The organism is Bacteroides timonensis, from assembly GCF_000513195.1.
GTDB classification, from domain to species: Bacteria; Bacteroidota; Bacteroidia; order Bacteroidales; family Bacteroidaceae; genus Bacteroides; species Bacteroides timonensis.
Window position 1 is genome coordinate 47,068 of record NZ_CBVI010000087.1, and the last position, 13,582, is coordinate 60,649.

The 13,582-nt window shown below is 41.1% G+C and carries 13 protein-coding genes; all 13 read right to left on the minus strand.

Annotated elements, in window-relative coordinates; genetic code table 11:
- Positions 1-9: 9 nt before the first annotated feature.
- Complete coding sequence (locus tag BN161_RS15935) at positions 10-2,169, minus strand: hypothetical protein (protein ID WP_044267979.1); 2,160 nt, start codon at positions 2,167-2,169, stop codon at positions 10-12.
- A gap of 2 nt (positions 2,170-2,171) precedes the next feature.
- Positions 2,172-6,059: a phage tail tape measure protein gene (locus tag BN161_RS15940; RefSeq protein ID WP_044267980.1), complete on the minus strand. Its 3,888-nt coding sequence runs from the start codon at positions 6,057-6,059 to the stop codon at positions 2,172-2,174.
- Between the two features lie 8 nt (positions 6,060-6,067).
- A complete protein-coding gene (locus BN161_RS15945) occupies positions 6,068-6,676 on the minus strand; it encodes a hypothetical protein (RefSeq protein ID WP_044267981.1) in 609 nt (202 codons plus the stop codon).
- A 5-nt stretch (positions 6,677-6,681) separates the two neighbouring features.
- Positions 6,682-7,167: a hypothetical protein gene (locus BN161_RS15950; RefSeq protein WP_044267983.1), complete on the minus strand. Its 486-nt coding sequence runs from the start codon at positions 7,165-7,167 to the stop codon at positions 6,682-6,684.
- A 352-nt stretch (positions 7,168-7,519) separates the two neighbouring features.
- Entirely contained in the window at positions 7,520-7,741 is a 222-nt protein-coding gene (locus BN161_RS15955; RefSeq protein WP_044267985.1) for a hypothetical protein, read from the minus strand.
- Entirely contained in the window at positions 7,731-7,982 is a 252-nt protein-coding gene (locus BN161_RS15960) for a hypothetical protein (RefSeq protein WP_044267987.1), read from the minus strand. Before BN161_RS15960 ends, BN161_RS15955 begins: the two co-directional genes overlap by 11 nt.
- 392 nt (positions 7,983-8,374) lie before the next feature.
- Positions 8,375-9,202 carry an HIRAN domain-containing protein gene (locus BN161_RS28155; protein ID WP_052356309.1) on the minus strand — a complete coding sequence of 276 codons (828 nt, stop codon included), beginning with the start codon at positions 9,200-9,202 and terminating at the stop codon, positions 8,375-8,377.
- A gap of 19 nt (positions 9,203-9,221) precedes the next feature.
- Positions 9,222-9,680: a hypothetical protein gene (locus tag BN161_RS15970; protein ID WP_125910850.1), complete on the minus strand. Its 459-nt coding sequence runs from the start codon at positions 9,678-9,680 to the stop codon at positions 9,222-9,224.
- Positions 9,681-9,743: 63 nt separating this feature from the next.
- Positions 9,744-10,490, minus strand: coding sequence for a hypothetical protein (locus BN161_RS15975; RefSeq protein WP_044267991.1), 747 nt, complete (start codon positions 10,488-10,490; stop codon positions 9,744-9,746).
- Between the two features lie 19 nt (positions 10,491-10,509).
- Positions 10,510-11,040 (minus strand): hypothetical protein, encoded by a 531-nt coding sequence (locus BN161_RS15980; protein ID WP_044267993.1) that lies wholly within the window; start codon positions 11,038-11,040, stop codon positions 10,510-10,512.
- 21 nt (positions 11,041-11,061) lie between these two features.
- Positions 11,062-12,315, minus strand: a complete 1,254-nt coding sequence (locus tag BN161_RS15985; RefSeq protein ID WP_044267994.1) for an nSTAND1 domain-containing NTPase — start codon at positions 12,313-12,315, stop codon at positions 11,062-11,064.
- 232 nt (positions 12,316-12,547) lie between these two features.
- A complete protein-coding gene (locus BN161_RS15990) occupies positions 12,548-13,015 on the minus strand; it encodes a hypothetical protein (RefSeq protein WP_044267996.1) in 468 nt (155 codons plus the stop codon).
- 74 nt (positions 13,016-13,089) lie between these two features.
- Positions 13,090-13,425: a hypothetical protein gene (locus tag BN161_RS15995; protein WP_044267998.1), complete on the minus strand. Its 336-nt coding sequence runs from the start codon at positions 13,423-13,425 to the stop codon at positions 13,090-13,092.
- Between the last annotated feature and the right edge of the window lie 157 nt (positions 13,426-13,582).

Genomic DNA, 13,582 nt, shown 5'->3' on the forward strand with positions numbered 1-13,582 from the left:
AAGGACAACTTAAATATGGTCTGCCTTGATCCATAGATTGTATTTGAATTCAAAATGTACACCTCCGTACTCCTTTTCTTCATAGATGGGGATCCCCTGGCTGGTGTAGTTTTTGACCACTCTGATTTTATAATATAGGTCGAAACTGTAGTTTACCTGCTTGATGAAATGAGTTCGTGTATTATCGTAATCGTCTTTGGTCGGTACGGTGAAAGGTATCTCAACATCGGAGGTTTCGTCGCTGACTTCATTCTTTCGGTTGACACCGATCCAGGTTGCTGGTGGTTTGACTGCAGTCTGCCATTGCCGTATCTGCTCGCCGCAAACAGAATTATATACTGATTCCCGGTTATTAAAGAGGACCCATTTATAAAGCTGCGCTATAGTATGAATGCCTTGTTCCTTATCAAGATCATAAGGCTTGAGTAATTTGATAGTCCGTAAATTTACGGTAGCCGGCAAACTGAAATGCAGCGGTAGCTGATACCTCTGTGTATCGACTAAAAGCCGTTGGCCATCAAAAGCGACAGGGGTACTGAAATCAGCATTCAAGAGCTGCTTGTGTTCCAGGTGTAATTTGGCTTCAATAGTGTGGTTAGCATGTCTCAGAATCGCATCGTAGCCTTTCCAGAAGCGGTTGAATAATCCGTTTTCTCCGACGAATGTCATCGAGATATCATAGGTGTGTCCGTTCTTGTCAACAACCTGGCCGTTGGGTCCATAACATCGGGGACTACCACAGGGGCGTGCTGTTGGCAGGGAGAAGCAAAAACAGAGTGGAGATGTGTTTTCTGACTTCTCCGAGAGGTTTACATCAGAGCTTGAGATATTGGTATACCGGTGGATCTTGTTGAATAGATAGGCAGGGCATTCATAGTTGTTATCCGGATCCTCCCACTTAATAGGTAGGCATTCGTCTACGGATGAGATATCTTCGTAGTCTATGTTAGACTCCTTATCCCAGGGAAAGAAGTCTAATGATACTACTTCAAGCTTCTGTGTGCGAAGGTTACGCACGCAATAAGTACCATCCCTGTTGGTATAGCTCAGATATCCGTCCTTCCGGTCTCCGACAATATGCCCGTATGGTTTGAGGAACTTATCAAGGGAGTCGGCTGCAGGAGAAGCGACTAACAGCGGATATGGGCCACTGATCGAAGTTGCTGCAGACAATTTCAATTGTTTGGGGGTATTGTAATTCATGATAGGTTCGGCAGCCTTTAGTTTAGACCAGTCTTGTGAAGCCGGAGAAGTGATAATGTCCTTGATGAACCTGAGCCGTACAGTCTTTGTCTTTCCATTGACGAAATAGACCATTCCAAAGCGGCAGTAAAGCGCCTGCAGGAATTCGTTTATCGTGCAATCCGGCATGAGGTCCGAATAGTCGATAAACCCTTTGACACAACAGTCTGCAGCATTGTTAAGTACAACCAGACGTGCGAGCTGCGGGTGTGTGGTGAATGGGTTCTCTGTGACACGATATCCAAAAGTGCTGAAGATATAATCAAGCAGCCAGGACACTTTCAGAAAAGGAGTGATCCCGTAACCGATGGGTACTGAAGTGGCGACAGCTTCACTGTTCATCAGATAAGTTTCTGTCCGGGCGGCACCGTTTAATTTGTATTTTTCACCTTCTTTGATGATAGAGTTTAGGTATTCCGGATAATAAACGTCTGCATCATTTTCTTTGGTTCCCGGTATGGCTACGCAGATCTGGAAGACATGGAACGGAGTATCTGTCTTTCGGTCATTCATAATATCATCGAGGTAGGCGATAACGTCTTCAACTCCATTTTCCGGACTATACTTCGGTAGCCCTTCAAAAGATCGCAGGGTTACGGAGTTCCAGATATTGTAGATTTCGGACTCGTCAAAGCCGATATTCGAGACAATGCCGGTACTATGCGAGGCTTGCGTGATATTCATTTTTCCGATCCGGTGGTAGATGCCATCGGACACGGTGACCCGTGCGTCTTCAACCGGTGCCTGATCAGTGTCCAGACGGTTGATATGATTAATCAGGCGAAGGTTATTTTTTGATGTCGGTATTGTGGTGGCGATGGATTGCGATCCCTGGTCATTGAATACAGGTGAAGTATCTTCGATTTCAATATTGAAATCAGAAGGCAGGTCGAAAGTTCCAGATTGAGTAGTGATCTTTACTGACATGGCTATTTGTTTTGTTTGGTAAATGCTTTTTTTGATTTTCGGTCCAGTTCTTCAGCGTCTCGCAGATCCCGGAGTACAACGTAGGCTTTCAGATGTTTCAAAGTGGCAATAAGTGAGCGCAGCTCTGCGATCAGTTGGTTGATCTTACCTTCATCTTGAGAGGTTGTTTCCGGGGTAGGTGAGGAGATAGCATTGTAGGATCCTGTCTCTACCGGTGTGTAGTTTCCAGCAGCTCGTTGCGGTACCCGACCGCTCCGCGCATCTTGGATCGCATCGATTACCAGCGGATAATTAACATGCTTCTGCAGACGGGCGAGATCTTCCGCATTGATAATAAGTTCGTCTCCACGCTCTGAAATCAGAGCCGTCCGGTGCACAATACCGGTAGGAGCCGGACCGATATAAGGCACATCCCGATAGGTTTTTCCATCTTCTTCACCGATAACGTCATAGTTACCGGATGCCCACTGTCTAACGGTCACGTTGGCGGTTGGACTCTTGTTTTCGGTATCAGAAGCGGAACTGGAACTTTTCTTTCCACCGATCAGGGCTTTCAATCCGGCACGAGCTGCAGCTATCGTTCCGCCGATAACAGCAGCTAGGGCCGCACCGGTTGCGATACCTAAGAAACCTTTGCTACCTATTTCACGGGCTTGGGCTTCTGCGATGGTGGTGATACCGATACCGGTTAATCGTATCAGTTCTGCGTCGATCATGGTGGTTAGTACATCAAAGACGATATCGACCATAGAGTCACCGAAGTTTGCCAAGGCGTTTTCCTGTCCGGCAATGACGTTGCCTATTGCTTCTCCGAAACTGTTGGCATACTGCATCATGGCGGTGTGCTGTTGTTTACCGCTATTCAGTTGTTTTTTTGCAAGATCTGCAGCGATCTTTGCTTCTCTGTCGGCTGCCTTTTTCCGTTCGCTAAGTTCTTCCTGGATACATTTCATTTTGAAGTCTAAAAGTTGCTCTTCGATGCTTTTCCTGGCATCGGCATCCATTCCGGCAATCTCAAGAGAACGTTGCAGGTGCATGATGGCCAGTTGTTCTTTTGCATCTTCGTAATCCTTTTCAGTCTTCAGGTTTTCGTCACTTTGGGAGATGAAGAGTTCTTTCAGATCACGTTGCTGTTTTTCATAAAGCGCCTGTTCCTCTTCGATGGCCAGATCAACAGCTTTTTTACGCTCCTGGATCTGTATATCTCCGAGTTGCTTTTCAGCGTCGGCAGCTTCCGAAGTTCCTTTACCAGCGATATTGATAATTCGTTTGAAATGTTCTTTTTTCAGATCCAGCATTTTGGTTTCATACTGTTTCTCGGTTTTCAGTTCTTTGCTGTGTCCTTCCGCATATATTTTCTTGATATCTGCCTGTTGTTTATCATAGAGTATCTTTTCTTTTTCCAGAGCGGCTTTGCGGGCTTTTTCTGCTTTCTTTTCGTCTGGATCTGTTTTCGGTTTGGCGGTAGGGGTTATTACGACTTCTGGTAAGACATTAACGGGATCTAGTTTCTTTTTCTGGGGGGTACCGATAAACGGGTTCATCTCTTTTTTTGTATTGTTAACCCGTTTGACCATCTCTTCTATTTTCTCTACATAATCTTCTATTTCATCTTCGAGGTCATTTACTGGCAAATAGCGACCTTTAAAGTTTTTGGTTCTTAAAACCTCCATAATAGAGGCAGTAGTTTCTTTTACTGAATGACCGCTTTCTATATATTTATCGACTGTAGTAGTGAGTCCCTGTAACAAAGGATTTAGTTCTGATTCTGGTAACTCCTTTGCCAGTATCTCGCGTATGTCATTCATCTGCTTTATTCTTCCTTCAAGAGTATCGCTATGTATAAAATCGATCTTTTCCTGAAGGGCTTTTTGAGCAAAGTTTTGACTCATGGCTTTATTGATATCCCGGTATGCCTGTTCAATATCTTTCAGAGTACTGTATTCGTTCAACAGATTAGGGAGATACTGCCCGTATTTAGTATTGATTTCCTCGATGAGTTCTTTGCGACGTTGGGTTTTATCGGCTGCTGACTTGGTAGTATCAATTAATACTCTCAAGTGTCGGCGCTCTTCCTCACTTTGTTCCAAAAATGATTTAACAGCTTCCTTGGCGTCATTCGTACGGGTAGCAAACTTGTAGATAGCCATACCCGCACCGACAACTAAAGAGGCTATTAATCCGAACAGGTTGCCTTTCATGGCAGTGTTCAAGGCTTTAAAGGCAGCAACGGCCAATTTTATATTTCCTGTTAGGGCATATTTTGCCATGGATAAAGCCAGTGTTCCGGCTAATAGAGCTTTTTGGCGGATAATTGTCAACTGATCCGTTGCCAAACTTGCCAGTTTCGCTTCCCGGAGTTTGTTTTCATAAAATGCCGCTAACTTATTAGCGGTGTAGTATGTCGCAATGAGAGTAGTCAGAACCGAAATCGTTCCCATATTCCGGGTGATGAAGTCTACCAGTTTGATAAACTTGCTTCCCCAACTCACAACACCGTTGATAGACTGGACAATAGCCGGGTTCAACTTCTCCATCAAGGCAATACCCATTTCATTCATCTTATTTTTAGCCTGGTCAAGTTTGGCTGCTGCTGTCGCTGATTTAATGGCTGCTTGGTCAACGGCAACAGTCGTACCGGTGACGGCTTCGGTGTAGTATTTCACCTTTTCGGCCTCGTTGATCAGCACACTGGCAACATTATAACCTTCCTCGCCGAACTGTTTTTTTATCTGCGCGGCAGAGAGCTGCTTTTGTTGTAGGTTGTTGAGTGCTGTTTCCAATCCTACTATTTTGGGATTGGTTTCGTCAGCCCCGGTTTGCAGAGTCAAGAAGAACTTTTTCAGCCCGGTACCGGCAATCTCATCTTTGATGCCTTTTTCGGCCAATGTCTCAATGGTACCGACTAATTGCTCTATGGGGATATTGGCGGAAGAAGCGGCAACACCGGACTTTGTGACAGCTTCAGTAACGGATTCAACACCGGCGGCGCCAAACTTGGAACCGGCGGCCATAACATTAGCATATCTTCCCGCTTGGTCTGCACCATCTCCGTATTGGTTGAGTGATAAGGTTACAGCGTCAACGGCATCTTTCAAGGTCATTCCGGATGCGGATGCCAGGATAAGCGTTTGTTTAGTCACTTCTGCCAGTGCTTCTTTGTCTTCTAACAGCTCCGGTTTGGCGGAACCTACCAATTTATAAGCATCCAGTATCTCAGTTGCAGACTGCCGGATCCGGATGCCGCTTTCGTCCATAGCGGTAGATAATCTTTTCGCTTCCTGTTCCAGCCAGTTGACGCTGGCGTCATCCAGCCCGGTCAAAGCCTTTACGTCGGCTTTGGCTTCTTCACGCTGGTTGCGCTTTTCCCGGAGTTGGTTTAGTTTGAGGGTTACGCCGGTAATGGCGGCAATACCTGCCGTTACGACAGCGGCATATTTATTAAAGATGCCGATAGCTTTGCCGAAGGTCGTTCCTTGACATCCGACCTCTACACGCATCGCACTTTGCGCCCGGGTGAGTGCCTCAGTCACCCGGCGGTTTTGTTCCAGGGCGGCAGTGTACTGTGTTGTGCCCGGCACTGCATCACGTAGCTGTTTGCGGACTTGTGATTGTACGGCAATCAGTTCGTTATAAGTGGCTCCAGAAAGATTATTCAGTACCCGTTCCGTTTCTTCAACTTTGGCTCGGTAGTTCTGCAGGGTTCGGTTTTTGGCTTCCAGTTCTTTCTTTAATTTCCTGCTTTTGCTTTCGTAATTAGCTTCGCTTTTGCTGAGGTTGGCGAGCTTTTCCTCTAACTTCTGAATAGCTGCTTCAACGGTGGCAGCTCCTTGAGCTGCAGGGGTGCCGTCGATATAGATTTTAATGCTGCGGTTTAGGTCATTTGCCATAGGTTAGGTCATTTATCAATGAAAATTCGAGTTGCATCAATTAACATGGTATCAAAATATCTTAATACGATATCGGAGAGCTCGGGAAGACGGTTCTTGATAACCGGATCAAACCATTCAAAAGCGTTGCGGCTACCAGTGCCTAACTTTCCTTTAGATACAGGATTTGTGTGACGGACAATTCCAGTATCAATTTCGATACCGTTGATTTTTTTTAGTTTAGTCCATTTTGAACCGATAAGGCCCCCATAACCTTTTCCGGCACCTTTGTGGATATATATTCCGTGGCGAGGAAAAGAAAAACCAAGCCGATTGATAATGCCATAGTCATCAGTATAAGCTTTTGGGATTAATTCGCGGGCAACACGCATACTTCTGGAAATGACTCCTGCACGGAGTTGCATAGAAACGGAGTTTTGCCAAGCGATAACTGCATTATTATATTCAGTAACCCGCTTAGCATCTTGAGCCATGGAATAGCGCTCTATTTCCGAAAATGTTTCAATCCGTATTAATCTGGAAGTATTTTTCCCAAGTAATTTCTCTTGCTTTTTTACTGCTGCATTATATCTTTTAGCTTCATTGTAAGCATCATATGCATTTTTTATTTGTCCCATAGCTGCTATTTATTCCAGAAAGTTTCGTCAATTAAAAAGTCTTCAGCTTCATGTAGGGTGAAAGTGAGCATACAGCCGTAGAAGTTATCACCTATCGGGCCGATACCGTTGATTTGCGTATTGCGGTCGATGGCATAAGAGAACTGCGGATCCTGGAATAATACGTTCCGGATTTGTTTGCATACAGGGCGGCATTCTTCAAAAGCGGCAGTGATGGTTTGAGGTCGGTCGGAAATTGTGTTCTTGGCGACGATGAAACTATACTGCAGGGTATCGTTTAAGCCGTCGCCTCCATTGTCCCGGGAATCCGATTCGTAGCCATTGACAGCGATCAGGATCATACCGGTTACACTGGATAACTTATCATCCAGGTTATACAGGTCTTCCAGTCCGAAGGCTTCAAAGAAACGGGGCTTTTCGGGTGTGTGACCGATAGACTTCAGCCGGATGGCGAGCTGTTCGCCGTATGAAAAGTGATTGTAGATGTCCATAACAACACAAGGGTTTTAGGTTATGGACACAAAAATAGCCCGCACGGGGCGGGCTATAAAGGACAAATATTTAGCGGATTATTAGTCCGGCATTATCATGACCAGGAACAAGATAACAACGACTATACTCCAAACCATTTTCCAAAAAAATGATTTGGTGGTTTTGATCACACCGATACCGATGGTGACGATCCCGGATAAAGCTAATATAGTTATCATCATGTTTCCTCCTTTTCTTCAGGCAGCAAGATACGAATTAATTCGGATAATCTGGCCGCTGCGAGTTGTTTTTCATCCATGGGGGTCGTTGGATCCAGTAGGGTGCTAATAAGTCGGAGAGCTTCTTTGCGATTCATACTGCACCTCCTTCCGGGATAAAGGTTGAAATCATGTCTTGCATACATAATAATTCTTGTGCAAGTTTGAGACGTTCTTCAGCGTTGCCGTAGCATTCACCGTTAACGACACAGTACAGAGCTTTGCGTAGGGTGGTGTTCCATAATTCTGCGCCACCGGTTTGCAGCCCGTTGACACACTCGACGACTTCCGGAGTGAGGGTTATGTTATTCGCCATGTTCGCCTCCTTTCTTGTTTTGGCGTACTTTGTAAAGGCAATAGGCGGTAACCAGGAAGCACGGCGGGAAGACAAATCCGGTGCAGATAGAGAAGATAACCGCAACATACCAGCGGTCAATGTCGGTTTTCACTTCGCAGTCGGTTAGACTGCGGAAATAACGCTCTTGGAGCGTGTTTACGTTCTGCGTGGAGCGGAACGAGGGCACGAAAGATTCAGTGCCGGGGAGTTGATTTTTCATTTTTCACGTGTTTAGCGATTATAGTACAGAGACGGCTGCACATTCCCCGTCGCTAAACACGTGAAATCACTCCGAGGAGCAAAAACACAAGGAAGGCAGCCGCTATATTTTTCATACACTTTAATTAGTATGAAACAAAAATGGCATAAAAAAGCCCGCAAATTTATTGTGAGCAAAATCCGTTGCTCTCGGTTTGTGATTAATATCACGTGTTTAGCACTGCAAAGATGGGGATAATAATTGTAATAACCAAGAAAGCTAAAAAGAATCATATCGGATATGATATTATATTTGTTTCACGGAATCACGTTCATCCGGATGGGAAGTTTTATGCCCGTTGTGAAACATAACTAAAAGAAAAAACGAAGCACAGTAGCTCCGTTTTTTCTTTATTATAATAGCTTCTCCATGTCCTCTTTATATTTAATGAGACGCTTTTCGGCATTGTTTGCTACACCTTTTTTGTCCATACGAATAGCCTTCTCGTAAGATTTAATAGAATTACGAATATTGTCTTTTAGCCTTCGTAATGCTACTGCATCTTTTTCAGAATTAGGCTTAACTGTATCTGTTCGATTATATAGTTCTTCCATCCAAATAGGAATCTCTACAGGTGTCTGCAACTTTTTAGCTTTTGCTTCTTGATCCGCTATTTCTTTTAAACGCGCATCTTCCTCACGTCTAAGTTCTTCATTAGTTGGAGTATAGTATATACGCAGTGTCACAAACAATGCATCAGAGAATTCCGAAGTATAATCTCTACCAGAGTCTATAATATATACTTTCTTGATGAGATTTCTGTTGATGAGCTTTGTCACTTCTTCTGAGTCATATGCAGGAACATAGCCTAATCTTTTACGGTCATAGACAACCTTTACAGCAAAACGGTCATAAGGATTATCGGGCTCTTTTATTAAACTAATATCACATAGTATATCTAAACTGTTTATAGTGTCTTTAGCTAATTGAGTCCGATAATGAATTCCTGCTATATTAAACTCAATGCTTCTATACTCATTATATTCACCATTATTGATTTTATCATATTCACGTTTTATGTCTTCCTCATGTTGTAGTTTCCAATTATTGTAGGCTACTTCTGCTTTTGACTCTTTCTCTATAGACTCCTCCAGTTCTTGTTCAACTTTGCCCAAATTCTTACGTCCAGCAAACATGATAATTATAATAAAAATCACAATTGCAATTAATAATATTCCCATGACAATAGCTTCTTAAATGCTAAAATGTATATGCCAATCCGCCACCGATTCCGTTAGAGAATAAACGTAAACTTCGTCCGGCTTTCATCTTGTAGTTGATAGAAACTAACTCACAGCATATTGCAGCTACTGCGCATACACCAGCACCAACATAGCATGCTGTTCTTGTACTATTTTTCTTCATTTTGAAGTATGGTTCTTCTTTAATTATCTCTACTTTATCATCAAGAAAAGATGCTGCTATAGCTAATCCGGTTCCTACTCCGGCAAGCCCTATCGCCGCATACTGATACTTTGCCGACTTTTCAAGATAAATACCAGCTTCTTTGACTACATTCGATCTTCTTCTACTCTCTGTTACACTTTGACTACTTTGGGCCTTTTCTTTGTTAGCCCATTTCTCCAACTCTTTGTTTTGTGCAGATACAAAGATAGTTACGGCGAATAATAACGCCATTGTAATAGTGATTTTCTTCATGTTCATTATTTGTATTAGTAAAATCGTTGCAATGTCGAAATAAAATAAGGCATGAATAACCTTTTAAGATTTAATACGACTTATAATATTACTAACATCGTTAAAGTCTTCATTACATATTTTATTGAGATCCATTATTTTATACAAGGCTTTTCCTATACAACTTAATTCAATATTACCAATTTCCTCTCCAAGATCAATTCTTCCAGTTGCTATTGTTATATCTAAACGTACGAGATCTTTAACAGCATGATATATTTCCATACCTTTCATGTCGGTATTTCGGTTAATTTTATTTTTCCAACCATATGCAGGCAAAGAGGTATGATTATATATATATTTAATTAAGCATAAGTGGGTATAGGATAATTGGGATATAGTCCGTTGTAAGTGTAATGCATTTGAATAATCAACTTCTGGGCAGAATGCCAAATTTCCAAAGAAATATCCGTAAAATTCAGTTTTCTTTTGTTCTGTATCATTAATAGCATTCTTGAATATTGCCTCAATAATATCATCTGCTTTTGAATAATTGGTATCTGATCTTAAAAATAGATTATCATTTCTTAGTGGTATACCACGTTGAACATTTTCATTTATTTTGCTTACTGCGGCTTTATATGATATTCCTAATCGTTCCACTTCTCTTTTGGTTAGATTTTTATGGAACATATCAGGTATGATTACATCAAATGCCTTTGTAAATAATGGTTGTACTACTGCTGCCAACATTGTACCTTCAGGACTACCGTTAGATGCTAGAACAATTCCTGCAGATGCTAAAGCACTCATTATTTCGCTTTTAATCATTGTGATATCTTTTTAGGGGTTACTTGAAAACATTTAGTATTTCGTTTGCTTCGGTATATTTGAATTGAGTTTCACCGATTTCTTTTAAATAGGGTTCAAATGCCTTGTTTAATTCATCAATACATTGCTGGTGATAGGTTTCATTTCCTCCAGAGAGGACTTTTTTGAATAGATCAGATTCTAAGACAGCTCGATACAAAATCTCTTTAGCTTTGTCATTTAGATCTGCTGCCTTGGCAACAACAAAATCTTTCTTCCAATTATTGCTAATATTTACGTCTCCTTTAGAACGCACATTAACTGATATCTCTACGATGACAGAGAGTAAAGACCAGGCTATCAATGTAGTCATAAGGCAATAAATGAGGATAGAGAGACCAGTCCAGTTAATGCCCTTTACCCCATAGATCTCACCATCAGAATACATCTTCCACCCAATACAAGAAGTGAAGAATACAATAATAGATGCAATAATACCCAATACAAGTACTACTTTTGCCATTGTAGCCAGCGTGCTTTCTGCTGCAGTTAATTTTTCTTTTGTTACCATAATATTAGATTGTTACTATTTTTAAAGGCCTCCCTGTTCGCTTAATAATTGCATTTCATATTCTGCAAATAGGTCAGACTGAATTAATTTAATATAAGAAATCATTCTTGGATCGTTAAATCTATATACTCCCTTTCCTAATCTTTTCAATAGTTTAGAAGTATCTGAAGCTACGATCTTACTTAAAAAGTTATTCAATGTTCCTTGAGTAATATTTTCTTTAAAGATTCGGCTATATTCTTTTCTTATTTCTGCACTTCGGATAAATTCATCATTACATAGAGAGATTGCATATAATATTTTTCGATATTTATCAATTGTTGAAGCTGAAAAAGAACTGATAGCATCTTTATAAGAAGTGCTTAAAGTATCAACACATTCATCGACTGATTTCTCTATAGCTCTATTAACATCTGGTAAATCAATGTATGGTTGATTATTAATAATAGCTTCTTCGGAAGCCTTTAAGGCTATCAGATGGGTGAAATGTGCATATCCAGAACTTAAAACACATATTCTTCTTCTTGATTCTCTGGAAAATTCAATACCTAACTTTTGTTCGCCATCAACTATTATTCTGAATAATTCTTCATTTTGCATTTTTTGCAGTTTGATTTCTTTCAAACATCTTTGAACAGAAGGATGTCCTTGCGTTAGTTTAGAGGATGTTTCTGCAATGCCAACGATAAATAATTTTATATCGGAGTTATAATCACTTAATAGTTTGACTAATTCTGCTATTTTAAATTTATCAGATTCTTCTTTTATAGAGTCAAATTCGTCAATGAGAAATAGTACATTAGCATCTTTTATTTTTTCAGCAACCCATGATGGAGAGTTTAGTCTATCCTCATAGCCTGATAATTCGCGAGATGTTTCAAAAGCGGCTCCACTAAAACCAATCTCTGTTCTTTTACTATTTCTACTTTCCAAGGGGTTTACTCCAACAAAAATTAGAACCTTTTCTACTATGGTTTTAAAATTGTCGGTTTTAGAGCATTTTTTTGATATTAAATGTTTATTTGTTATATTGACTATTTGTTTTGATGTTACGTTAGCCAAAGAACTTTTTCCGACGCCACGTTCACCGAATAATAGAACATGCTGGCCTGGGGTATTTAGGGTTGATAGGATTTGGCGAACTTCAACAGTTCTTCCTTTGAATAAACTAATATCATTAATGGGGGTATGTGGTGTAAAAACACGTCTCACGCCACTTTTTTCGATAATTCTTTCATCCTCTAAAAATGTTTCATCCGAAATATAATTATCCATGATCTATGTTTTGCGTTAGGTAATAATGAAGAATCCCTTATCAGGATATGTCCAAAGGTATAGTATAAACCTTAATCCGATTTTACGGATTATATCTTGGGAAGGGGTTCATGTTAGATTAACAGTGTTTGTACTATGTTTATTGGACGCTACAAATGTGAAATTTTTAATTTATATATCAAAATAAAAGCGGAGTTTTTTACACTCCGCTTTTCAATAATAAATTGTATGATTAGAAGTTTGCCACCTCATAATATTTAAAGAAGTAATACATAGCGACTTTGTGCCATTTGGTTAGATCCTTATCTCCGGAGAGAACAGAAGACACAGTGCATTTGTCAATGCCGGTGTAGTTACTCAGATGCTTGGCTTTTAAGCCAAGTTTATCCATACGTCCTTTGATCCAGTCAACGGTAATGTTGTCGATATCCTTACGGTCAAAGTTTACAGCGGATACAGTCAGCTTCCAGTCTTCGGGGATCTCTCCCTTAAACATCTCACGTACGCGTTCGGTCAGTTCCTTTTTAGAGAGAAACTTGTCATTTACCAGGTCCTTTTGTTCGGCACGAACAATCAGGCGTCCTTCTGAGTAGGAGACGATTTCAATAACGATGTGCCCGTAGCGGCGGTACTGCTTTGCGAACTCTTCGAGCCGCTTTTTAACCTCTGCAGTGAGAGGAAGTAAATCTAAATTCTTCATGTTACATCAATTTACGATTTGACAATCGGGTTAATATTCATTTTAAAAGGTGGGGGAATTATCCCCCACCAGAATCACAATTTGATAAGTTCCAACTTCTTTATGTCGAAAATGGCAATCTGCTTATTTTCACGCCCGAATTGCTTCGCTTCTTCAAGGTTGGTGAAAATCCGGACACTGTCAAAATAGAACTGTTCGTTCTCTTCATTCAGCCATCCGCCGACTTTCTTTTCGTGCACTAAAGCATGGTTAAGAACTCTTTCCAGTCCTTCTTCTCCGAAACTGTCTTGTGTTTCGAGGTAGGCGACTGAAATACCTTTTGTGACCTTTTTTAAGGTTGTCAGGTCAACCGTGAACCCTGTAGGGTTCGCCTTGGCTATCTCGAGAATAGCCGAGATTAATTGTTCCATAATATAAAGAACTTATGCGGACGTCACCCGCGTTTGTTATGACTCTGCAAAGATATAGGAAAGTTTGTTAGTAACAAACTTTTTTCTCTAATATTTTAGTGGTTTCTTATTTTTTCTTCCAGCTCATCATGCTTTCGGACTGATTCATCCATAGTGG